This is a genomic window from Priestia flexa (assembly GCF_021441905.1).
Classification (GTDB): domain Bacteria; phylum Bacillota; class Bacilli; order Bacillales; family Bacillaceae_H; genus Priestia; species Priestia flexa.
In genome coordinates this window covers 2,069,111-2,090,620 of the sequence record NZ_CP090431.1, presented here as the reverse complement: position 1 = coordinate 2,090,620, position 21,510 = coordinate 2,069,111, and the positions used below count along the sequence as shown (strand labels likewise).

The following is a 21,510-nucleotide window of genomic DNA, read 5'->3' as shown; positions in this document are numbered from 1 at the left end:
TGAGGGGGAAATGCCCATGAAGTGGTTTGAGGAATTACTACTTGATGAGGAAATCATGGCTCAATTAATTAGAACGATTGGTGTTAGCATTATTGTCATTGGCTACATTGTTTTGTTTATTGGTGAAGTAAGTGACCTTAACGTTTTACAAAAAATGAGAGAGATAGCAGTGTGAAAAAGTTCTCAGAGTGAGAACTTTTTTTGTTGAAACTTATATAAAAAGTGTTCGTATATAGTAAAGTAAGTGTAAGGAATTCAAAAGGGGGATTATCATGTTAAAGAAAATATTTGCAAAGATGGGTGTCGGCGCTGCAAAAGTCGACCTCATTTTGAACGAAAGTACATATACATTAGGTGAGCACGTAGAAGGAAAAATCAAGGTCCAAGGTGGTAAAGTTGAGCAGCACATTAACCTTATAAATGTAGAACTATGGCTGGAGGTGCGCGGCCGTAACGGGGAGTTTCATACTCATAAAGTGACCAGTATCCCAATCGTTTCTTCTTTCCTTATTAGAGAAGGAGAAGAGAAAGAATGGGGTTTTAAATATGATTTACCAATGGATATTCCTATTTCAGCAAGCAATTGTAGCTATTTCTTTCAAACACATTTAGATATTGAAGGAGGAGCAGATGCCAAAGATCGAGATGACATCCGTATTAAAGCTCCTGAGGCACTTTATCAATTTGTAGAAGCACTTGAAAGTTTAGGGTTTAGAGAGAAACATCATTCTGGCCAATTTAACGGTTATAAACAAGAGTTTGAGTTTTTCCCAACCTCTCAATTTCAACGCCGTATTCGAGAGCTAGAATTTGAGGTAGCTGTAGAAGATAAAGGTCTTCGTATTTTGCTTGAACTGGATTTACCAAGCTTTGGTCGAGAGCGTGAAATAAAGCGAGAAATCTCTTTTTCAACTGAAGAACTCAGTAATAATAAGAAGCTTCAGCAATCACTTCATCAAATTATTGAAGAAATGATTGACAATCCAGCTAGTTATGAACACTTTCAGCCTTCTCATTACCAAAGAGGCGAGTATAAAAGAGGTATGAGCGGTCTTGGAGGCGCTATGGGAGGGTTTGCAGCAGGTATGATAGGTGGTATGCTTTTAGGAGAAGTGATGGATGACATGTTTGAAGATGTGGCATTTGATGACATACAAGAAGACTTAGAAGGAGCCGATGATCTCTTTGATGGTGACTTTTTTAGCGGAGACGATGAGTGGTAATAAGAAACAAAGGATGAAACCTTTAATGGTATCATCCTTCTTTTTTTATTTCATCTTCATTACTACTTGAAGAATTTTCTTTTCGTTTCTTTACTTCCACGTATTTAATATGAAAGTCTTCAATGACTAACACTTTAAAATAAAAATCATTATATTGTACTATATCATTTTTAACAACATCGAATCGTTCAGTTAGTACCCAACCGGCAATCGTATCTACTTCGTCGTCGCTAATATCTGTACCAAGCAAATCATTTACTTCGCTAATTAACATTTTGCCATCTAAAATATAATGATTTTCTTTAATTTTTTGTACATAGGGAATTTCGTCTGCATCAAACTCATCACGAATTTCACCAACAATTTCTTCAACGATGTCTTCAATTGTGACTAAACCAGCTGTACCGCCATACTCATCAAATAAAATCGCCATTTGGACACGATCTTTTTGCATTTTTACTAATAAATCATGAATCGGGACGGTTTCAATTACTTTTAAAATTGGCTTGACATAGGATTCTAAAGTGTTTGTACCATCCTTTTGGTTAAACACAATGTCATTATAAATTTCTTTGATATTTACAAGCCCAACTATTTTATCTTTGTCACCATCTTCAATAATTGGATAGCGAGTATATTTTTCCACATTGGCCACTTGTAGAAAAACTTCTACAATATCATCTTTTGATGCAGTTACAATCTCAGTGCGAGGTACCATCACTTCTTTTGCTAAGCGGTCATCAAAATCAAAAATCTTATTCATATACTTATATTCAGATTGGTTAATTTCTCCGCCTTTTAAGCTTTCAGAAAGTAAAATTCGAATTTCTTCTTCGCTATGAGCTACCTCATGCTCAGAAGCAGGCTGTAACCCAAACATACGAGTTAGGAGCTGAGCGGATCCGTTTAGTGTTTTAATAAATGGATACATAATTTTATAAAACCAAATAATTGGCTTAGAAAATAATAAAGTAATTCGTTCTGCCATTTGAATAGCGAACGTTTTCGGTGCTAGTTCACCTACCACAACATGTAAAAATGTAATAATGACAAATGCAATCGCAAATGACAGAATGCCTGCTAAACGTTCATTCATATTGATATCGTCAAAAAGAGGATGTAGGATGCGTTCAAGTGTTGGTTCACCAAGCCAACCAAGACCTAGAGCTGTAATGGTAATTCCAAGCTGACAAGCAGATAGATATTCGTCTAGATGCGTGATAACATGCTTAGCCGCTATCGCTTTTTTATTTCCTTCATCAACAAGCTGGTTAATGCGTGAGCTTCTCACTTTTACAATTGCGAACTCAGTTGCTACGAAAAAGGCAGTTAAGCCAATTAAAAGAGCAACGAGGAAAAGATTTAAAATCGTCAAACGTTTCACCACCTATTTAGTACGTGTATATAGTAAGTGTTATCTAAACGAAGGAAGAACATGTATTGAAACAATCCCCAGCGCTATTTAAAAAGAGAAAGAAGCGTTCTCATTAATGGGTTTGTGCTATACTAGCCTAGAGGTGAAAATAGTGAATATATTGGATAATTTAATTTTGAAACATGGACTTCAAACACTAAAGGAAGATATATATAGCTCTTTGTATACATGTGTTATGGTACACCCAACACGTGCTGACGAACTGGAAGTGGGTACATCAAAATTAGGAGGATACCCAGATTTACCGGAAGATTTTTACTGGCCTAAACAGGATGGGGAATATCTACAGTTTATTGGTCAAATCAATCTATCTCAGTTAGAAGGTGCGTGGAAGCAAGATTTACTTCTTCCTGACACGGGTTATCTGTACTTCTTTTATGATGGTGAAGCATATGGTGAAGCGGATCAACAAAATGGTTGGCGCGTACTTTTTTATGAAGGGACAGCAGATGATTTAACTGCAACAAAAGTAGACGTTTCAAGCATATACCTACAGTGTGGGGTAGAGTTTAGCTATGATATCCGACTTGGAGATACATATATAGAAGACGATCAGCTGTATGATCAATTTGATGCTCTTATGTTAGAAATCAATGGTAACATTCCATTTCACCAAATTGGGGGAACAGCGTGGGATATCCAAGGGGACGTTTTGGAAGAATGTCAAGAGTTCTCTGGTAAGAAAGGCGACTGGCAGTTATTATTTCAAATTGACTCTGATGATCAGCTTAATATGATGTGGGGCGACGTTGGAATCTTATATTATTGTATTGAAAGACAAGCTCTTGAAAAAAAACAATTCGAAAACACATGGTTAATCATGCAATGTTCATAAGAAAAACACCTGCTTTCACACAAAGCAGGTGCTTTTTTTAATGTAACGTTTTATTGTTTGGAAGCTCGGGAGGCTGTGTAGATTTTGCGAAACTTTGCGTCATTTGCTGTACATCTTGAGCGGCTAGCTGCGGTACTTGGTAATCATGACGCTTGTTTTGATAGTGGGCTACTTCATATGCCATTTCAATCCAATTAGGAACGCTATCAGCGAATAAACGGCGTACAATAGGATTTGTAATTTCAAGTGAGGTCATGGTAACGAGTGAAGCATGACCTTTTAATAAGCCTAACATGTGCCCAGAAATTCCTTTATCGCTAATGTCATTAATGGATTGATTTGGTTTTTTAGGCTGACTTGCTTTTAATCCGTATACAAAATCGTTTGATTCTGCCATGTTATAGGTTTGCGTTGGACTAGAAGGGTCTTGGCCTGTTGAAAAAGATTCTACAATACGGTTGTAGTCTTCCAAAATAAAACTATATTGACGATCTAACATTTGCTTTAACTCTTCATCTTGAATGTATTGTCGAAACATCATGAACTGATCTAAAACATTGATCATGCCAGCTAGCGTTTCATGAACGTCAAATAGTTCATGTCCTCCGTGATTCATAACTTGAGGAACCTTACCAGTATGCATATTCATATGTGTTTGTTCGTTATTCATATCCATCCTCCTAGTGTAATAAATAAATACGTTGTTTAGTGTAAAGAATCCAAGCATCTTTATACGTACAAAAAGAAAAATATTGAAAGGTTTTAGATTTTATTGATGATATCAAAGGAATTTTACAACACATATCGAATATGAACTTTAACTTTAAGGATTGGAGATATAGCTTAATGAATGAGTTAATGGTATGGTCGGAGCAGCTACAAGCAGAAGCAACAAGCTTATTGGAAGAATATCAGCTTTTACATTTATGCAAACAATATGGCAACCCTCTCATTGCAGGCAGCTTTGATTTAAATGTCATGGTACTTCGTCATCTCGATGTTTACATTGGAAGCGATAAGGTTATTGAAGATTTATTTTTTGCACTTGGTAAAGACTTAGCATTGAGAATGAAGCCCGTTAAAATGATCTTTATTGGTAATAAAGAAAAGGAAGAAGAAATGACTTGGGCTGTATACACAGACATCGAAGGACATGAATGGAAAATTAATGTGAATGTTGTGTCTGAAGCAACCATACAGCAGATGCTACAAAAACAGCAAAAGTTAAAAGCAAAAATGACAGAGAAGAAAAGAGAGCAGATTTTATTTTTTAAACAGCAAAATGGGTATAATCGCTATTATAAAAGTGCACATGTGTATGAAGCAGTTTTGGTTGAAGGTGTTCAAGATGATATGACTTTTTTTAAATGGCTACAACATAAAAAACGAGCCAAGTAAAGTAGGCTCGTCTTTTATTTACACTAATTCTTTTACTGGTAAAAACGCATTAAGCATCCAGATATGCTTTTCAAAACGACCAACTGTGCCGATGAATAAGTCAGCAGTAACGTGATCATTTGCTTCTTCAGCAATCTTAATCCCCATTTTGAGCTGTTGAACGAGAATTAGGTAATCATTAACAACAGATTCAATCATTTCGTGAGCAGTTTGTTCATTTCCCTCTTCACTTAAAGTAGCTAGGCTTAAAAAACCTTTTAACGTAGCTACAGGCTGTCCACCAATTGCTAGTAAACGCTCTGCATATTCATCGATATCCGCAGCCGTTTCTGTATATAGTTCTTCAAATTTCTCATGAAGAGTAAAGAACTGAGGTCCTTTTACATACCAATGAAAGCGGTGGAGCTTCGTGTAAAATACGTTTAAGTTAGCAATTTGCTGATTTAAGAATTGTTCTAAATTCATGTGTCATTCCTCCTGGTTTAACTGATATATATAGATTATAACATATATTAGATTATAATCAATACTTATTTATAATTATTATAATCTAATAACGAACCTTTTTTCTTTAATGAGAAGAGTTAGGAGGTTATGTTAAGATAGCTAAGAGAATATAGTAAAGGGAAGAGATTGAATGATTATTACAAATGAAGCAAAAGCATTGATTGAAGAGATTTTATCAGAACAAGAAATTGAAGGTATTCGTCTTTACTTTAAAGGAATTAGCTGTGAAATTCCAAATATCGGATTGTCATTTGAAGAAGCCCAAGAAAATGATGAACTGCAGGTCATTAACGGTATATCAGTAGCAATCCAAGAGGCGATTCTACCTTATACAAAAGAACTTTTACTAGATGTTCATCTAACACCATACGGACCTGGGCTAGCTTTAGTAGGTGCCAAAGATCAATAAGTAAAGGTTTTGAAAAAAGTCGATAAATAATTTGTTAGAATGTCTGACAAATCTGTTGGAATAATGGAAAAATATTGTTTTACTTAATTTAAGCGTTAATGAAAACGAGGGGGGATTACATGCTTCTTTCTCATCATGTAACGGTTGAACAACGTAAAAAAATTAAACATTTTAAACAGTTAATTCGAGACTCGCGTTCAGCCAAAGAACGTTTGATGTATCAGCAGCAGTTAAATCAATTTGTTGAGCGACTGTTTATCGAGAATCGTCTTCAGCGTCATGGAGAGCACAAGTGAGTAACAAGGCTGGGACATACGTATTTCAGTCAAGGATCTATCCGAACTGTCGAGAGTTAACTCCTTTTGATAGTTCGGATATTTTTTGTTGGTTTGAAAACAATTTAAAAAAGCGAGTGTTTGCAGCGCAATGAAACAAACTTGTTCTTACAACCTGACTATTTTAGAAACATCACCACTCGTCTTTGGGAAAGAATCATTTCGTTATGTGCTAGACTCTTTATTAGGTATTATTTCACTATCTTTTGAAAGCGTTTTCTGTTAAAGTTAAACTATAATTAGTTCCAATATAACATATGTAAAATGCGTTCTAAAAAGCAAGAAGGAGTTGGTTTGCATGAGTGAAAATGGAAACTTCTTACTGGGCTTACTATGGGGAACGTCTTTAAGTATTCCGCTTTGGCTTTCTTTCTTTGGATGGATAAAGTTATTATTAAAGATTAGTTTATAACACATAACGGACAAGCTAATAAGTTGCTAGATTACCGGCTAGATACAAATCAGTATCTAGTCTTTTTATTTTGATAAATATTTTTTGGGGTTAGAGAAATGCTATTACTAACTAGGATGAAGAAGGAGGGAAGGAAGATGAAGTTACTAATTGGTGTTTTACTTTTAAGCGGTATCATTACGGCGATTGAGCTTCCTTCTTTATTAAAAAAAGAGCAGAAAAAAGAACTCTATTTATTTTCTTTCTTTTTACTCTTTAGCATGACTCTAAATATTTTACATAGCATGCACTTTTCGCTCCCTAATCCGTTAGATTGGCTGAGTGCAATTTTTAAGCCTATTAACCATCTAATTGTAAACTAGAGATGAGGTGACGTGCTATTACAAAGGTCGATATGCATCAGGAAGCAGTAATCATTAGCCCCAAACAGTTTTTTATTATTTCAATTATGTTTCTTGTAGGAGACGGGATATTATATGTTCCTACAATCGTGGCTACTTCAGCAAAGGAAGATAGCTGGATAGTTGGTATTATTAGTATTGTAGAAACAATTTTTATTGTATGGGGATATGCGAAGTTAGCTAATGGAATGAAAAATCAGTCGTTACCAGATTATTTGGAAAAAGAGCTTGGAAAATGGGGCGCAAAATTACTTCTATTACTTTTTATCGCGTACATACTCGTTGATATTGGGTTGATGGTATATGAAATTGGCTCATTCCTTATTACAATTATTTTACCAGAAACACCTATCGAAAGTATTTCTTTGGCACTTCTTATTGTTATTTCTTTTGGCGTAAAGCTGGGGATAGAAACGATGTCTAGGACATCAGAAATTTTATTTCCATGGTTTTTTGGTTTGTTTATTCTGTTAATTGTATTCAACATCCCTAATGTTCAACTGGAAAACTTTCAGCCGTTTTTACAGAGAGGCTCTGCTCCAATCTTCGAAGCCAATATGCAGCTTCTTCCTTATGTATTTAAAATGATTATCTTAATTGCTATCTTTCCATTTGTAAGAAACCAAAAAGCAGCTACAAAAGCATATGTACTAGGTAGTACGGGCGGAATATTAATGCTATCGATTGTGATTGTAATTGCTTTGTTAGTATTTGGTGTTCAAACAATGACGTCTGAAGTATTCCCAAGCTATTTATTAGGGCAAGAAATCAGTATTGGAGGGTTTTTTCAGCGCATTGAGGTCATCATGGCGATTATTTGGTTTATTAGCGTCTTTTTTAAAGTAGCTTTTTGTTTTTTAATCTTTAACTTCATACTAGCATCGGTTGTGGGAATAGAAGATCATCGCTTATTGACATTGCCGCTTGCTTTCACTTTAATACCACTTTGCTTAGCGTTTTTTCCAAATACTGTTTATCTCGTTGAGTTTATTGTAACGACGTGGCTATCATATTCCATTACATTTGGTGTGTTGTTACCGTTTCTTGTCGGAGGGTTTATCATTCTAAAAAAACAGCTGCACAAACAATGATGGAACTTCATTTGTGAATTTTTTGTAGCAAAATTGTGTTGTTTATTGAGAAGACACAAAGAAAAACGTACACTTGGTAATGGATAGAAACAAATACATAGAAAATTTAAATGAAGGTGAAAATTAATGAGAAAAATCATGATGTTTTTAATGGTAATGTTACTCGCTCTTCCAACGGTGAGCTTTGCCCATACGCATGTTCAAACAACCGTACCTGAAAACGGGGCTACGGTTACGTCTCAGCTAACTGAAATAAAACTTAGCTTTGAGACACATATTGAAAAAGTAAGTACACTGACCGTGACAAAAGATGGTCAAGAACTTTCAATTGATTCACAGGAAGTATCAGGTCATGATTTAATAGGTACATTTGAAGAGCCGCTTCCAAATGGAGAATATGAAGTGAAGTGGAACATTGTAGGAGAAGATGGTCACGTTATGGAAGATGCAATTTCATTTACCGTGAATGCAGATCAAGAAGAAGTAACATCTGAAAATAAAGATACACAAAAAGAGTCTGCTACAGAAGAAGCTGAAAAAAGCAGCTCTCCAGATGAGCAAACAGAAGCTGAATCAACAAGCGAAAACTCATCTTTCTTCGTTATTATGATTGTAGCAGTGGTTATCGTAGCAACAGCACTCATCTTTGTGTTTAGAAAAAAGAAAGGCTGATTCAATGTCAGTAGTTTTACCGCTATTTGAATGGGTTACGTATATTGGTTTAGCGTTCTTACTCGGTACAGCAGTTTTACAGTATGTCTCTGAAGAGAACAAGCCTGCTTTAAGTATATCGAGTAAGTGGCTAATTGGCAGTGCTTCTGCAGTAGGGATTTTTTCTATAGGCCCAGTTTTAGAAATTGTGCTTGCATTTTCAAAAATTAGAGGTTTCTCAGATACAATTCAGGCAGTACTATTTGGAAGTAAAACAGGTCATGCATGGTTGATTGTTGTACTTTCCTCGATGTTATTGATTCTTACGATTGTCGTAAAAAGTCATCCCCATATCTATACAATACTAACTATTGGTCTAGTGCTTGGGATCTCTTATGCTGGCCACGCCGCCTCGATTTCGCCGCTTAACGGCATGCTTTCGCATTTTCTTCACGTGCTGTTTGTCGGTCTTTGGAGCGGAGTTGTTTTAACCGTTTCCTTTTTTATACAAAAAGCTGTGAATTGGAAACCTTTTTTAACATGGTTTACTCCCTTTGCAGTAGGGTGTTTTATTCTACTTTCACTAAGCGGAGTAATTGCCATGCTTATTATAGTAGGACTCCCTAACTACATAAATTCATGGTCTACAAACTATGGACAAGGTTTGTTACTTAAACAAATAAGTATTATTTTATTAATCGTTTTTGCAGTAATCAATGGTATTTTGCTTCGTAAAGTGAAACGCTCACATACTTTTCGCCCAACTAGATGGCTAAGAGTTGAAGCGGTGACCTTACTAATTATTTTCTTTGTAACAGGCGTTATGGTTAATCAATCACCGCCTACAAATCTACAGTATGCAGAAGCAAATTCTCTGCTTCCATTTATTTATGGTCAGCCAATCACCTTACCAATTACGTTTCACTTTACAATCGTAGGTGCAATCTTCTCATTTTTGGCAATCTTCTTTCTTACATATATCTTTATTATTTTTTATAAAAAAATAAATGCCTGGTTTAGTTTGCTAAGTGGAGCATTGTTTGTATTTTCTTTATACATTGCTATGATTACAAGCATTTCTTTTTAATAAAAAAGGCTTTCAACGTTGTTTGAAAGTCTTTTTTCGTTGCCGTAATTTTTTACCTGATTTGCTATCATTAGCTGGTTCATCACCTGTTGTGGGCGATACGCTATTTTCTTTTGAGTTAGTGAAAGGAGAAATGTAGCATACGTCACCAAAATTAACAATTCCACCGGTGATTTTTCCAATGTAAACGGATTTAATCCAAACGGGCATAATCATCATCCTTTTTTTGAGCACTCTTTATATATTATGACAAGCCATTTTATCATGTATAGACGAGTGTAAAGGGAAAGTAAATATTTCTATATTTGTTTTCATTTCGTGTACAATAGAAATGGAAAACGTAGAATTTAGAAAGATAGAAGGTAAATTATGAACAAATCTAAAGAAGCTAAAACAAACTTTTCATTTAAAAAGCTCTGGAGACTAACCAATCCATCAAAAGGAAAGCTTAGTGTTTCTTTGGTATTTGCATTAGCAAATACAGGGGCTTCTCTTGTTATTCCTTTACTAATTAAAGAGCTGATGGATACAATTAACAGTGGTTTATCAAAACAAATGATTGCAGTTTTAATTGGACTATTTATTATTCAAATGATTACCAGCGCTTTATCTCTATATCTTTTGGCGCAAGTGGGACAAGGCGTGGTTGAGAAGCTGCGCACAACGATTTGGGATAAGCTTGTTAAGCTGCCGGTATCATTTTACGACCGCAATCGCTCTGGCGAAATGGTGAGTAGAATCACAAATGACACAACCATTGTGATGAACTTACTATCAACAGAAATGATAGAGTTTGTCAAAAATATTTTATCAATCAGTATATCAATTGTTATTTTGTTTACGCTAGATATTCCAATGACGCTCATTTTATTAGCGGTTATTCCAGTAATGTTCTTATTGGTTATGCCACTTGCCAGAAAGATTCATAAGATATCTCGTGAACAGCAGGATAAAATGTCAAAGCTCACGGCGTTTTTAGCTCAAATGCTTAGTGAGATACGCTTAATTAAAGTATCAAGTTCTGAAAGGAAAGAAATTGAAGAGGGGAAAAGCTCATTTCACTCACTTTTTTTATTTGGGATACGCCGTGCAAAGATTGAAGCGATTATAACGCCAATTATTAGTACCGTGATGACAAGCGTTATGATTGCAATTGTAGGATTTGGTGCATACCGCGTTAGTCAGGAGTTTATTAGCGCAGGAGAGCTAGTAGCATTTGTTCTTTATCTCTTTCAAATTATGGTACCTGTTGGTTCACTTACTCGCTTTATTACAAGCTTTCAACAAACGAAAGGTGCATCAGAGCGTATTTTTGCTATCTTGGATGAAGAAGAAGAGTCTTTTCATCATGGAGAACAAGTTAAGCGAATTGGTGATTTAACGTTTCAACGTGTTGCGTTTAAATACGAGGAAAAATTGGTGTTGAAAAATATTTCATTTTCTGCTCGAAAAGGAGAAGTAACGGCGTTAGTTGGTCCAAGCGGTGCAGGGAAATCAACCGTTTTTTCACTGCTTGAGCGCTTCTATGCCCCATCTTCTGGTCAAATCTTATTAGAGGGTAAAGATAGTCAGGTTATTAATCTAAGAGAGTGGCGTCAGTTGTTTAGCTATGTGCAGCAGGACTCGCCAATTTTAGCAGGAACGATTCGTGAAAATTTAACGTATGGGCTAGAGCGTACAATTTCAGACGCTGAAATAATTGAAGCAACAAAGCAGGCAAATGCTCATGAGTTCATTATTAATTTTGACGATGGATACGATACAATGCTTGGTGAAAGAGGAGTAAACTTATCTGGAGGTCAGCGTCAACGAATTGCAATTGCAAGAGCGCTGCTTCGCAATCCTCAATTTTTACTTCTTGATGAAGCGACAGCAAGTCTTGATTCGGAGTCTGAAAAGCTTGTGCAAGAGTCGCTTGAACGAGTTATGAAAGGGCGAACTTCCCTTGTCATTGCACACCGCTTATCAACGGTTATAAGTGCTGATCAAATCGTAGTAATTGAAGATGGAGAAGTGACGGGGAATGGAACACATGAAGAGCTTCTAAGCACGCACACCTTTTATCGCCGCTTGGTTCAACAGCAGTTCCAAACAGAATCTTGATAATGTAAAAAGAGCGTACTAGAGTGGTTCTAGTGCGCTTTTTTTAGTGGAAAATCACTATCTTTGTCGAAGGTCTTGTGAGACATCCTAGAACTATGATAAAGTGAACGTTAAAACCATTTACTGAAAAAAAGGGGGCTAGATAATGAAAGTAGGAGATAACGTTTTTTATAACAGTAAATCATATAAGCTTATTCATGTATATCGTAATGGAACATTAGAGCTTTTGTCGACCCAACAACCGGACTTTGGAAAGACCATTATTGTTGATGCTGCTAAAGTTAAAAATAACTGAGAGTGAGAAGTAAAATGATTGAATTATAAAACCCCCTTTACCTTCAGCAAGGTGAAAGTAAAGGGGGGGAATCAGTTAAGCTTTTAGCTTTTTCACAAGTTCATCGCCCATCAGTTCTGAAGAGAACGGATCACGGCTTGTAACGATTTGGTCGTTAGCCCAAACAGCATACTCTTTCTTGTCCATTTCAGGTATATAATTAGCAATTTTGCTAAGTTCTTGCTCTAGGCTGTAAGGCAGAAATGGAAGTACTTCTTCAGGTTCAATCGCATCAGGATAGCCAGTAACGTCAAGACCTTCAATTAACCGTTTTCCGTTTTTGTCTTTTAAGAAAGCAAATACGGACGGGCCGTGACATTCTGCTGCTAAGATGCCACCTTTGTCATAAACATCGTTCATTAATTGATGAAGATGAACATTTTTCGCAAGATCAAACATCGCACCATGCCCACCAACAACTAAAATAACATCATAGTTTGATGCGTTAACTTCTTCTAGATTCATTGTTTGATCCGCTCGTCCAGTTTCAACAAGCTCTTTGTACGTACCATTTGGATCAAAGTCCTTTGAAATACTGCGTTCATCTAATGTTGGCTTTCCTCCTAAAGGTGATGCTAGGTCAATCGTATGTCCTGCTTCTTCTAGCTTTAATAAAGGAGCAAATAGTTCTTCTGCCCACCATCCAGTCTTATACTCTTTTTCTTCATATCCGCTTGATAATACGGCTAATATACGTGCCATGAAAAAACCTCCTAGTAAATTGTTCCATTGTTAATATGAAACGATTATGAGTATCTTATTCATCCACAATTTTTTTACCCGTTTTAATAAATCGTTAAACAGAAAGAAGAGTTATAGAGAAAACGAGAACAAAGGAGATAATAAAAAGTACAAGAGTATGTATCAGCATTGTTTTGGTAAATCCTTTTAAATGCTCAGACTGATCAATTTTGCGACTATGCATAAAGAGAGAAATATTAATGAAAAAACCTATGCAGCTATTGCATAGGTAAGGATTGATCTTCTAGATATGTAATAGAAGTATGAAGTTGTTTAGGTATCTGTTGTGTTATAAACAAGATAGGAATGTTCAAGCTCTGTTTGAGTTTATGAAGCACTTCGTAAAATGAATGACTGTACTTATATGCAAGGCTATTTACAACTAGCAGAGAAGGAGAGACGAGTAAACAACTTGTCATCAGCAGCTTCTCTTTGTCTACCTGTGATAAAGAGTGCAAGGGCTGATTTAATAAAGTTAGAGGAAATGAGCATTGCGAAGTAACATTCGAGATTAGATTATTTCTATTCGTAGATTGAATACTATCAGGAATATTTTGAATAACTTTTTCAAGAAACTCTAGGCATGTTTCCCGAGGATGAGCTTTCATTTTTTGATGTGGGTTTAGCTCTTGAATTTTCACTTTTAGCTTTCTGCGCTCTTTTGCTTTAATGCGAAGCAAAGAGCTATGGTTTAGCAAAATGTCGCCTATATCAGGGTCGCTTGAAAGAGATAAGAGTTCGAGTAATGCAGTTAACTTTTTATAGTCAGCGGATATAATTGTTGTAATAGTACCTGCGCTTGCTGTAAAAGATAGGTTACGAAGAACAGCTGTGTTTCCGTGCGTTTTTGAAACGCCTTGGACTTCTAGCAGAGCAGACATAAAAACACCTTCTTCTTTAAAATAAATCGCAATCATTATTATTTATAATAATAGACAGCTTATGTTTTGTAAAGAATGAAATTTTGCAAAAACTTCATGATTTTCTCACATTTACAGTTTATAGTAAATAATGAGGGGATTATATGGAAGGGAGCGGTCAAATTGAACGCAAAGAAAATTGTATGTCTAGTAAGTATATGTGGTTTTCTAATGGGGTGTGGGGTAGATCAAGAGCAAGAAGCGAGTGCTGAACCTAAAATGCTAGATGTGAAGCTGAATGGTCCATCTGAAGTATCTAAAGATGAAACCGTTATCTTTAAAGCGGTTGTTACATATGGTGATGAGAAAGTTGAAAACGCAGATGACGTACAATTTGAAATTGAGAAAGAAAATGCAGAGGGACAAGGGGAAATGATTGAAGCAAAACATCGCAAGGACGGCATATACGAAGTGGAAACGGACTTTCAAGAGCCTGGAATTTATACAGTTCAATCGCACGTAACGGCAAAAGACTCTCATAATATGCCTAAAATACGTGTGGAAGTAAAATGAAAAAAGCCTCTAGAAAGAGGCTTTTTCTATTGGAAAGATTCGTAAGGAAACGTAATTGTAACGGTAGTTCCTTGACCAAGATTACTTTTAAAGTTTAAGGTTCCATCGTGATAATGAATAATTTCCTTAGATATCGCTAATCCAAGGCCCGTACCACCTTTGTCGCGAGTCCGAGCTTTATCCGCTCTGAAAAAACGTTCTCCTAAGCGACTTAAATCTGCTTTTGATATGCCGATTCCCGTATCAGTTACGTTGATGTCAACTTTGTTTTCATCATGGGAAAGTGAGATGTCAATGTGTCCTTCCGCATTCGTGTAACGAATTGCATTATGAATCAGATTATAGAATACCTGTTTTAAACGGAGCTCATTTGCATTCATGATAATATCTTCATCTAAGTTGGCTGAAACTGTTAACCGCTTTTTAGCAATGCTAATGGCTAAAACGTCAAGCGTTTCATTAATAAGCTGAGCCAAAACAAGAGGCGACTTTGTCATGGTGAGCGTTTCGGATTGAAGCTGAGATAAGTCTAAAAGATCATGAACAAGTGCATTCATTCTTGTCGTTTCTCGTTGTATTACGTGCAAATAATCGTTTCGTTCTTGTTGGCTCATAGTTGAATCTTGTAAAAGTTCACTGTAGCCCTTTATATAGCTAAGCGGTGTGCGTAGTTCATGAGCGACGTTTGCAAGAAACTCACGCTTTTGTTCATCACTTTTTTTTAAGGAAGATGCCATGGAGTTAAACGCTTCAGCAAGGTGACCAACTTCGTCATTGCTGGTAGAAGGTATACGTATAGAAAAGTTTCCTTTTGCAATTTCATTTGAAAAAGTTTTCATTCGCTGTAATGGATTCACAATTGCTTTTGTAATCCGATTACCAATTAAATATAGAAAAATAAACGTAATAACTGCGACAATCGCTAAGATGTTTGCTGCTTTTGTAAAAACTTCATTCAATGAAGCTAAAGGGACATATAGATAAACGATTCCTGCTAGCTCATTTGTTTTTTGATCAATTAGCGGTACAATAGCACCAATAAGATTGCGTTCAAATTTTTCTTCGTAGCCTTTTTTAACAATGTATTCGCCTTTTAAGAGTTTTTTTCGTTCTGCTTTTGAAATAATAGGCTTATCTTCTTTAGAAAATGGAGAGTATCCACTCAGCTCTTCGGGATTATTAAAAATTAAAATTTCCGCTTCTGAGACTGTATTATGCCAGTTCACGTTTCCAATTAAAAAATCGGAAATTTTACCTGTGTGATAGTGAGCAGCAATTTGTTGGCCTTCTGCTACAAGTGAGCTTTCTGTTTTGTCTACATAGAGTGATTCGTAAAGAAACTGAATAAATAAAAATGAAAATACGATAGAAAAACATAGAAGGCCGCTTATTAATAAGCGGAGCTTGGTTGTTAGAGAAAGTGAAAGCTTTTTCATACTTCTGCTTTATAACCGATTCCCCATACGGTTTGAATCAAGTCACCTTCCGCTTTTAACTTTAAGCGCAGCGTTTTGATATGAGTATCAACGGTACGCTCACTTCCTAGGTAATCTAGTCCCCAAATTTGACGTAGCAGCTGTTCACGTGTGAAGGCTCGTCCAATGTGGTTGCATAAATAGACGAGTAGTTCATACTCCTTTAACGTCAGCGGTATCGCTTCATCATTTACATATACAGTTCGACCAAGCTTGTTGATTTTAACGTTTCCAAATCGCTGATAGACTTCAACTGAACGTGGAAGTGCAGTTGTACGGCGGAGGACAGCCTCAATACGTGCTATTAGTTCTCCGCTGCTAAACGGCTTAACAATGTAGTCGTCCCCTCCAATCTTTAATCCATGTATACGATCAAATTCATCTCCGCGTGCAGTCAAAAAGATGATTGGAATAGATGGGTGAACGCTTCTTATTCGTTCAGCTAATGTAAACCCATCCATGATTGGCATCATCACGTCGATGAGAATAAGGGAAGGGAGCATATGAGCTAATTCATCTAATGCTTCTTCTCCATTTGAAGCTTCGATGCACATATAGCCTTCTCGCTGAAGAGATAGCTTGATTAAATGTCGCATTTGTTGTTCATCATCGACAATTAATATAGTTGGCTTTTGCATTTTCATCATGCCCTTTCTCAGTATAAAGTTCTTCTTTTAGTATATCGGAAATATGTGAGAAATCAGTGAACTTTTGCAATCGTTTGCTTTATTGTAGCTTGTGAAGAGATTGTAATATAACGAAACAATTCTCTCTCAAAAACAAACCATGCCGTTTCTAAATAGTATAAGTTGTGAGAACACGTCCGTTCGATGGAGCTAGTTTTTTAAATTGTGTTCCGAAGCAGCAAAAAAATATCCGAACTACCAAAAGTATTTAACTTTCTATAGTTCGGACCTAGCATTAACTGAAATATCTATGTCTCACTCTTATTAGTTAGCAGGGCTGTTTGTCAAATGTAATCGTTGCAACAGCATCGTGTAAGTGAATAGACTCTTCATTACGACATGATACAGTAAAGGCTTCTACAAATGGATACTCGTATAAGTCAGCAGCTACTAAGCGGACCATATCTTCAACAAATCGTGGATTTTCATATGCTTGTTCAGTGACCATTTTTTCATCTGGACGTTTAAGAATCGGGTGGATTTTAGCACTTGCGTTTGATTCGATGGCCTCTAATAAAGCATGTTTCCAGTCAATAGCATCATTGATTGAATCAGCTAACCGAACATCTACCGATACGTAGCCACGCTGGTTATGAGCGCTATATTCACTGATTTCTTTTGAACAAGGACAGAGTGTTTTTACAACAGCTGTTAATCCAACTTCAAACGTCACACCAGCTTCTTTTGTGTAAGAAACTTTCAAACGAGCTTCAGAATGGTTAAGGCCTGATAATCCTGAAGAAGGTGCTACTTGGTCATAAAACCATGGAAATGAAATCTCTACTTTAGCATCAGGGATACGTAGGCGATCAGAGAGTTCCGTTACAAATGAAGTAAGGGCAGCAAACGTTAAGTTCAACTCACCGCGCTTGCGATACTCTTCTAAAAGTTCCGTAAAGCGACTCATGTTTGTTCCTTTTGAATCCTTTGGAATAGAAGAAGTGAGAGTGAAAGTAGCAATTGTAGGCGTAGCTCCACTTCGTGCAAATATGGTTACAGGTATTTTAACGTTGGAAACACCAACCGCTTGAATATCAAATAAAAAATCTTTCTTTTTATTTTGTAGATCAGCCATTTCTTCTTTTTTAGTGGGCTTTGTTTTTGGGCCAGGATCTACTGAACCGAATAGTTTATGGCGTTCTTGCTTTGAAGGTAAGTTTATTGTTGTCATCGTTGTCATGGCTCTTTCTCCTTTCACCTAAGAGAAGGTGGTCGCTAAAAATATGAATCTGGAAAAATTTTAACCTACTTTGTTCTTTTCTTGCAATGATTAATTTAGGAAAATGGAGTGCTCTGTGCCAAACAGGCATAAAGTTGCTCTATTTCTCATAAGGTGAACATAACATGAAAGTAGGACAAAGTATAGAAGGGTTATCTAAAGAAATTGATAATTAGATTGTTGTCATACATGTAGGTAGGACAAGAATTGAGGAGATTAGTAGATGAATACTTTTCTAAAAGGAACATTTATCTTAGCAGGAGCTGCTTTTGCAGGGGAGCTCATTGAATTTTTAGTGAATATGGTATTAGCACGAGAGCTTGGCAAAGAGGGAATGGGGATGTATATGACGGTTCTCCCTATTATTTTTCTCGTTGCCACAGTAGCAAATTTAGAGCTGCCGATTTCTATTTCAAAGTTTATTGCAGAACATAATCGACATGAGCATCGCAATATGATGAAGCATGCCACCACGTTTGCAACGGTATTAAGCCTCGTTATTTTTTTCGTCACGTTTGGTGTTGTTTCTTTTTTTCCTTTCTTTACACATTACCATCCCTACTTAAAGTGGGCCGTATTAATCTTTATTCCAATTGTCTCTTTCTCGGCCGTATTGAGGGGATATTTTACCGGAAAAAACAGTATGTCAACCATTGCGGTTTCAAACTTTATCCGAAAAGCCTTTCAATTAACAATCTTATTTGTTATTTTTCAAATGTTTCAGTTTACAGATGTGAAAACTTCTCTGTTCATTGCTATCTGTACCCTAATTGGAACAGAAGCTGTTATCTTACTTTATTTTTTTATCACGTATGTGACTCAATTGAACGTCATTACAAGAGGGCATAGAGCACAATTAACCCCTCAAGATGTTCGAAAGAAGCTACTGAGCGTTTCGTTGCCAACAACTGGTTTGCGCTTGTTTAATGCGATTTGTAATGCTATCCAGCCATTTTTGATTAAGCATGCTCTTATTTTGTCAGGGATGACGCTTAGCGGTGCAACGCAGCACTTTGGGATGCTCACAGGAGTAGCGATGAGCATTGGGTTTTTTCCAGCATTTTTTGCTCATTCTCTTTTAGTAGCTCTTATTCCTGCGGTATCTGAAGCACACGCAAAGGATCAAGAAAAGCAATTGCAAAAGCTTCTTCTTCAAAGTATGCAGCTTACGTTTATTTACGGTATTCCATCTGTTTTGGCTATGTATATTTTTGCGGAGCCATTAACGAGCTTATTCTTTCATTCCACAGAAGCTGTTTTTTATCTGCAGGCACTGTGGCCATATTTTCTGTTTCATTTCTTTGCCATTCCGCTTCAAGCCTACTTAATTGGGTTAGGGTACGTGAAAGATGCGCTATTTCATACGATTTGGTCTCACGTTGTTTCCTTTTCACTTATGTTTGTACTCGGTTCGCAGCCAACGATTGGTATGACAGGAGTTATTATCGGTATGAATGCTGGTATCGTTGTATTGACGCTTTTACACTACGTCACAATCTGTCGAGTCATTAACGTTTCGTTTTTTTCGCTTAAAAAACATAAAACAATTTTATAAAAAATGAGGGTGGGACATAACAAAACAAATTTTCAAAAAAGACGAACAATCCCTTTTCTCACCTCTTTACGTTGTCAGAACACGTTCGTTCCATTGCGCTACGGTCACTCGCTTTCCGCGGGGAGGAACCTGAGCTTGCGGGATCTCAGTTTTCCTTCTGTTTCCCGCAGGAGTCGAGTATCCTACGATCCATTCCACCCTGTTTCCAACATTGTTTGCACAATCAACAAAAAACCTGAACGATTGAAAGTGAGGAGCTCTCAACCGTTCAGGTTTAACATTGGCTGAATTACTGATGTCCCAGCCTCTTTTAGATTTACCAACTATCCATAATAGATTTAAATAATTTAGCAGGGTCTTCGCCACCACCGCTTGTTAATTTCTTTCTTTTCTCATCAGTTTTCTGTTTTTCAAACCCTGTATGAATAGAGATGACAGCTTCGTCCGTATAGCCAACAAACCAAGCGTCTCCATAATCTTGGGTTGTACCAGTTTTACCAGCGGCATCCTTAGAAGAACGAGCGTTAGCTCCTGTACCATAGCTTTTTTCAATAACATCTTCAAGCATGGACGTCATTGTATCCGCGTTTTGTGGACTCATGACTTCTTCTGTTTCAATCTCTGGTTCTTGTTCTTCGCCACCGCGCATTTGAATCTTTTTAATCGCATAAGGCTTCGTCATTTTCCCTTCGTTTGCAAAGACTGAGTAGCCTTGCGCTAATTGAAGAGGAGAGAAAGTCGTTGTGGTTCCTCCTAAAGCTAGCGATAAGTTTCGATCTTTATCAGTTAAAGGAAGTCCAGCTTTTTCCATAAAGCCGAACGAATCTCTAAAGCCAATGTCGTTTAAAAGCGATACGGCTGTTGTATTGACTGAACGAGCAATGGCTTCTCGCATCGGTATTTCTCCAAGATAGCGACCGCTTGCGTTTTGAGGCTTATAGCCATTAAAGTCTACCGGCTCATCCACAAGAGTAGTTGTTGGGCTGTAGTCGCCAGTTTCAAGCGCAGGGCCATAAACAGCAAGTGGCTTAATAGCTGATCCAGGCTGGTAACCGATTGTAGCTCGGTTTAGTCCGTTTGTTTGATAATTTCGCCCACCGTAAATAGCTGATACACCGCCTGTTTTTGGATTGATAGCGGCGATTCCAACTTCTACTTTGTGTGATGCCGTATCGTCTGCAAACACGTGATTAGTTACGGAGCGATTAATGGATTCCTGTAGAAGTGGGTCGAAATCAGTATAAATTTCGTAGCCGCCTTTGTATAAATCTTCTGCCGTAACACCATACGTTTTCTCAGCTTCACGAACAACATAGTCTACGAAAGCTTGATGACTATTTCGTTGCTTAAACGTTACGTCAGGCTTGACAATTCGTTCATTGATAGCTTGATTATACTCATCTTGCGTAATGACTTCTTGGTCTAACATAAGCTGGAGAACGACGTTTCGACGCTTGGTTGCTTCTTCTGTGCTACTAGCAGGTGAGTATGTGCTTGGCGCTTTTGGAAGTCCAGCTAGCAGTGCCGCTTCACCAACACTTAATTGGGATACGTCTTTGTTAAAGTAAAGCTGAGATGCGGCTCCAATACCATATACGCCGCTACCAAAATATATTTGATTCATATATAGTTCTAAAATTTGATCTTTTGAAAACTGCTTTTCAAGTCCGATTGATAAAAACATTTCGTCAAACTTGCGCTTAAACGTTTTATCGTTAGATAGATATAAGTTTCGTGCAAGTTGTTGGGTGATAGTACTTGCACCCTCAGCTTTGCTCATCGTGATGACATTTTTAAACACAGCACGCGCAATTCCCTGCATGTCAATTCCAAAATGGTCATAAAAGCGACGGTCTTCTGTTGCAACAAATGCCATTTTGACATGATCAGGCACTTCGTCAATGGACACATTTTGTCTTGGAACCGTCTTATATAATTCATCAAGTGGTCGATTATTTTTGTCGTAAATGACAGTGCTTTGTACAGCCTGCAGCTTGCTGTATGATAAGCTAGCTGTTTGTTCAAATTGCTTTAACACATAAGTGACACCAAGAAGGATCACTAGAATAACGGTTAAAACAGCGAGAATAAATTTTCTCATGGTTTCTCACTCCACACTAATTAATAATTCCGTGTTCAATAAGATAGAGCTTTAACTTCTATCCTTATGGTAAGTTAGC

General features: G+C 36.9%; 24 protein-coding genes. 14 read left to right on the top strand and 10 right to left on the bottom strand.

Annotated elements, in window-relative coordinates; translation table 11 throughout:
• Positions 1–16: 16 nt before the first annotated feature.
• Positions 17–175, top strand: coding sequence for a hypothetical protein (locus LZP85_RS10740; protein ID WP_234561724.1), 159 nt, complete (start codon positions 17–19; stop codon positions 173–175).
• A gap of 97 nt (positions 176–272) precedes the next feature.
• Entirely contained in the window at positions 273–1,223 is a 951-nt protein-coding gene (locus LZP85_RS10735) for a sporulation protein (RefSeq protein ID WP_206833760.1), read from the top strand.
• Between the two features lie 31 nt (positions 1,224–1,254).
• Here the strand turns inward: LZP85_RS10735 and LZP85_RS10730 are convergent, their stop codons facing one another.
• Positions 1,255–2,598 carry a hemolysin family protein gene (locus tag LZP85_RS10730; RefSeq protein WP_119543386.1) on the bottom strand — a complete coding sequence of 448 codons (1,344 nt, stop codon included), beginning with the start codon at positions 2,596–2,598 and terminating at the stop codon, positions 1,255–1,257.
• Positions 2,599–2,749: 151 nt separating this feature from the next.
• On the opposite strand from LZP85_RS10730, the gene LZP85_RS10725 reads away from it, so the two are divergent.
• Positions 2,750–3,493 (top strand): YwqG family protein, encoded by a 744-nt coding sequence (locus tag LZP85_RS10725; RefSeq protein ID WP_061786372.1) that lies wholly within the window; start codon positions 2,750–2,752, stop codon positions 3,491–3,493.
• Between the two features lie 37 nt (positions 3,494–3,530).
• Here the strand turns inward: LZP85_RS10725 and LZP85_RS10720 are convergent, their stop codons facing one another.
• Positions 3,531–4,163, bottom strand: a complete 633-nt coding sequence (locus LZP85_RS10720; protein WP_035321250.1) for a spore coat protein — start codon at positions 4,161–4,163, stop codon at positions 3,531–3,533.
• 176 nt (positions 4,164–4,339) lie between these two features.
• Here LZP85_RS10720 and LZP85_RS10715 point away from each other — a divergent pair, with 176 nt between their 5' ends.
• Positions 4,340–4,891, top strand: coding sequence for a hypothetical protein (locus tag LZP85_RS10715; protein ID WP_025911234.1), 552 nt, complete (start codon positions 4,340–4,342; stop codon positions 4,889–4,891).
• 18 nt (positions 4,892–4,909) lie between these two features.
• Here LZP85_RS10715 and LZP85_RS10710 read toward each other — a convergent pair whose 3' ends face one another.
• Entirely contained in the window at positions 4,910–5,356 is a 447-nt protein-coding gene (locus tag LZP85_RS10710) for a Dps family protein (protein WP_061786371.1), read from the bottom strand.
• A 172-nt stretch (positions 5,357–5,528) separates the two neighbouring features.
• Between LZP85_RS10710 and LZP85_RS10705 the strand changes: the two genes are divergently transcribed.
• The 6 genes from LZP85_RS10705 (at position 5,529) to LZP85_RS10680 (ending at position 9,784) form a co-directional block, all read left to right on the top strand.
• Positions 5,529–5,807 (top strand): Fe-S cluster assembly protein HesB, encoded by a 279-nt coding sequence (locus LZP85_RS10705; protein WP_119543384.1) that lies wholly within the window; start codon positions 5,529–5,531, stop codon positions 5,805–5,807.
• Positions 5,808–5,926: 119 nt separating this feature from the next.
• Positions 5,927–6,103: a hypothetical protein gene (locus tag LZP85_RS10700; protein WP_167556128.1), complete on the top strand. Its 177-nt coding sequence runs from the start codon at positions 5,927–5,929 to the stop codon at positions 6,101–6,103.
• 588 nt (positions 6,104–6,691) lie between these two features.
• Entirely contained in the window at positions 6,692–6,916 is a 225-nt protein-coding gene (locus tag LZP85_RS10695; RefSeq protein ID WP_119543383.1) for a hypothetical protein, read from the top strand.
• 32 nt (positions 6,917–6,948) lie between these two features.
• A complete protein-coding gene (locus LZP85_RS10690; protein ID WP_234561723.1) occupies positions 6,949–8,046 on the top strand; it encodes a GerAB/ArcD/ProY family transporter in 1,098 nt (365 codons plus the stop codon).
• Positions 8,047–8,172: 126 nt separating this feature from the next.
• Positions 8,173–8,718 carry a copper resistance CopC family protein gene (locus LZP85_RS10685; RefSeq protein ID WP_025911242.1) on the top strand — a complete coding sequence of 182 codons (546 nt, stop codon included), beginning with the start codon at positions 8,173–8,175 and terminating at the stop codon, positions 8,716–8,718.
• 4 nt (positions 8,719–8,722) lie between these two features.
• On the top strand, positions 8,723–9,784 hold the full coding sequence (locus LZP85_RS10680) for a copper resistance D family protein (protein ID WP_234561721.1): 1,062 nt from the start codon (positions 8,723–8,725) through the stop codon (positions 9,782–9,784).
• A 12-nt stretch (positions 9,785–9,796) separates the two neighbouring features.
• Here LZP85_RS10680 and LZP85_RS10675 read toward each other — a convergent pair whose 3' ends face one another.
• A complete protein-coding gene (locus tag LZP85_RS10675) occupies positions 9,797–9,994 on the bottom strand; it encodes a spore germination protein (RefSeq protein ID WP_025911246.1) in 198 nt (65 codons plus the stop codon).
• Positions 9,995–10,153: 159 nt separating this feature from the next.
• Here LZP85_RS10675 and LZP85_RS10670 point away from each other — a divergent pair, with 159 nt between their 5' ends.
• Complete coding sequence (locus LZP85_RS10670; protein ID WP_061786367.1) at positions 10,154–11,887, top strand: ABC transporter ATP-binding protein; 1,734 nt, start codon at positions 10,154–10,156, stop codon at positions 11,885–11,887.
• 145 nt (positions 11,888–12,032) lie between these two features.
• Positions 12,033–12,182, top strand: coding sequence for a hypothetical protein (locus LZP85_RS10665; protein WP_153301153.1), 150 nt, complete (start codon positions 12,033–12,035; stop codon positions 12,180–12,182).
• A 75-nt stretch (positions 12,183–12,257) separates the two neighbouring features.
• Here LZP85_RS10665 and LZP85_RS10660 read toward each other — a convergent pair whose 3' ends face one another.
• Complete coding sequence (locus tag LZP85_RS10660) at positions 12,258–12,923, bottom strand: type 1 glutamine amidotransferase domain-containing protein (RefSeq protein WP_206782714.1); 666 nt, start codon at positions 12,921–12,923, stop codon at positions 12,258–12,260.
• A gap of 257 nt (positions 12,924–13,180) precedes the next feature.
• Positions 13,181–13,843 (bottom strand): hypothetical protein, encoded by a 663-nt coding sequence (locus tag LZP85_RS10655; protein ID WP_206782713.1) that lies wholly within the window; start codon positions 13,841–13,843, stop codon positions 13,181–13,183.
• A 162-nt stretch (positions 13,844–14,005) separates the two neighbouring features.
• On the opposite strand from LZP85_RS10655, the gene LZP85_RS10650 reads away from it, so the two are divergent.
• A complete protein-coding gene (locus LZP85_RS10650; RefSeq protein ID WP_035320781.1) occupies positions 14,006–14,395 on the top strand; it encodes a FixH family protein in 390 nt (129 codons plus the stop codon).
• Positions 14,396–14,421: 26 nt separating this feature from the next.
• Here LZP85_RS10650 and LZP85_RS10645 read toward each other — a convergent pair whose 3' ends face one another.
• The 3 genes from LZP85_RS10645 to folE2 form a co-directional block, all read right to left on the bottom strand.
• Entirely contained in the window at positions 14,422–15,831 is a 1,410-nt protein-coding gene (locus LZP85_RS10645) for a sensor histidine kinase (RefSeq protein ID WP_061786635.1), read from the bottom strand.
• On the bottom strand, positions 15,828–16,508 hold the full coding sequence (locus LZP85_RS10640; protein WP_174521204.1) for a response regulator transcription factor: 681 nt from the start codon (positions 16,506–16,508) through the stop codon (positions 15,828–15,830). The genes LZP85_RS10645 and LZP85_RS10640 overlap by 4 nt, the downstream gene beginning before the upstream one ends.
• 316 nt (positions 16,509–16,824) lie before the next feature.
• Positions 16,825–17,736: a GTP cyclohydrolase FolE2 gene (gene folE2, locus LZP85_RS10635; RefSeq protein ID WP_226638931.1), complete on the bottom strand. Its 912-nt coding sequence runs from the start codon at positions 17,734–17,736 to the stop codon at positions 16,825–16,827.
• A 262-nt stretch (positions 17,737–17,998) separates the two neighbouring features.
• Between folE2 and LZP85_RS10630 the strand changes: the two genes are divergently transcribed.
• Entirely contained in the window at positions 17,999–19,330 is a 1,332-nt protein-coding gene (locus tag LZP85_RS10630; RefSeq protein WP_061786638.1) for a polysaccharide biosynthesis protein, read from the top strand.
• Positions 19,331–19,646: 316 nt separating this feature from the next.
• Here the strand turns inward: LZP85_RS10630 and LZP85_RS10625 are convergent, their stop codons facing one another.
• On the bottom strand, positions 19,647–21,431 hold the full coding sequence (locus LZP85_RS10625; RefSeq protein ID WP_119543421.1) for a transglycosylase domain-containing protein: 1,785 nt from the start codon (positions 21,429–21,431) through the stop codon (positions 19,647–19,649).
• Positions 21,432–21,510 lie beyond the last annotated feature (79 nt).

What these genes read in the sequence shown, in the direction of transcription:
- LZP85_RS10740 (WP_234561724.1), top strand. Translation starts at nt 17, where the DNA reads ATGAAGTGGTTTGAGGAATTACTACTTGATGAGGAAATCATGGCTCAA.
- LZP85_RS10735 (WP_206833760.1), top strand. Translation starts at nt 273, where the DNA reads ATGTTAAAGAAAATATTTGCAAAGATGGGTGTCGGCGCTGCAAAAGTC.
- LZP85_RS10720 (WP_035321250.1), bottom strand. Translation starts at nt 4,163, where the DNA reads ATGAATAACGAACAAACACATATGAATATGCATACTGGTAAGGTTCCT.
- LZP85_RS10715 (WP_025911234.1), top strand. Translation starts at nt 4,340, where the DNA reads ATGAATGAGTTAATGGTATGGTCGGAGCAGCTACAAGCAGAAGCAACA.
- LZP85_RS10710 (WP_061786371.1), bottom strand. Translation starts at nt 5,356, where the DNA reads ATGAATTTAGAACAATTCTTAAATCAGCAAATTGCTAACTTAAACGTA.
- LZP85_RS10705 (WP_119543384.1), top strand. Translation starts at nt 5,529, where the DNA reads ATGATTATTACAAATGAAGCAAAAGCATTGATTGAAGAGATTTTATCA.
- LZP85_RS10700 (WP_167556128.1), top strand. Translation starts at nt 5,927, where the DNA reads ATGCTTCTTTCTCATCATGTAACGGTTGAACAACGTAAAAAAATTAAA.
- LZP85_RS10695 (WP_119543383.1), top strand. Translation starts at nt 6,692, where the DNA reads ATGAAGTTACTAATTGGTGTTTTACTTTTAAGCGGTATCATTACGGCG.
- LZP85_RS10690 (WP_234561723.1), top strand. Translation starts at nt 6,949, where the DNA reads ATGCATCAGGAAGCAGTAATCATTAGCCCCAAACAGTTTTTTATTATT.
- LZP85_RS10685 (WP_025911242.1), top strand. Translation starts at nt 8,173, where the DNA reads ATGAGAAAAATCATGATGTTTTTAATGGTAATGTTACTCGCTCTTCCA.
- LZP85_RS10680 (WP_234561721.1), top strand. Translation starts at nt 8,723, where the DNA reads ATGTCAGTAGTTTTACCGCTATTTGAATGGGTTACGTATATTGGTTTA.
- LZP85_RS10675 (WP_025911246.1), bottom strand. Translation starts at nt 9,994, where the DNA reads ATGCCCGTTTGGATTAAATCCGTTTACATTGGAAAAATCACCGGTGGA.
- LZP85_RS10670 (WP_061786367.1), top strand. Translation starts at nt 10,154, where the DNA reads ATGAACAAATCTAAAGAAGCTAAAACAAACTTTTCATTTAAAAAGCTC.
- LZP85_RS10665 (WP_153301153.1), top strand. Translation starts at nt 12,033, where the DNA reads ATGAAAGTAGGAGATAACGTTTTTTATAACAGTAAATCATATAAGCTT.
- LZP85_RS10660 (WP_206782714.1), bottom strand. Translation starts at nt 12,923, where the DNA reads ATGGCACGTATATTAGCCGTATTATCAAGCGGATATGAAGAAAAAGAG.
- LZP85_RS10655 (WP_206782713.1), bottom strand. Translation starts at nt 13,843, where the DNA reads ATGTCTGCTCTGCTAGAAGTCCAAGGCGTTTCAAAAACGCACGGAAAC.
- LZP85_RS10645 (WP_061786635.1), bottom strand. Translation starts at nt 15,831, where the DNA reads ATGAAAAAGCTTTCACTTTCTCTAACAACCAAGCTCCGCTTATTAATA.
- LZP85_RS10640 (WP_174521204.1), bottom strand. Translation starts at nt 16,508, where the DNA reads ATGCAAAAGCCAACTATATTAATTGTCGATGATGAACAACAAATGCGA.
- folE2 (WP_226638931.1), bottom strand. Translation starts at nt 17,736, where the DNA reads ATGACAACGATGACAACAATAAACTTACCTTCAAAGCAAGAACGCCAT.
- LZP85_RS10630 (WP_061786638.1), top strand. Translation starts at nt 17,999, where the DNA reads ATGAATACTTTTCTAAAAGGAACATTTATCTTAGCAGGAGCTGCTTTT.
- LZP85_RS10625 (WP_119543421.1), bottom strand. Translation starts at nt 21,431, where the DNA reads ATGAGAAAATTTATTCTCGCTGTTTTAACCGTTATTCTAGTGATCCTT.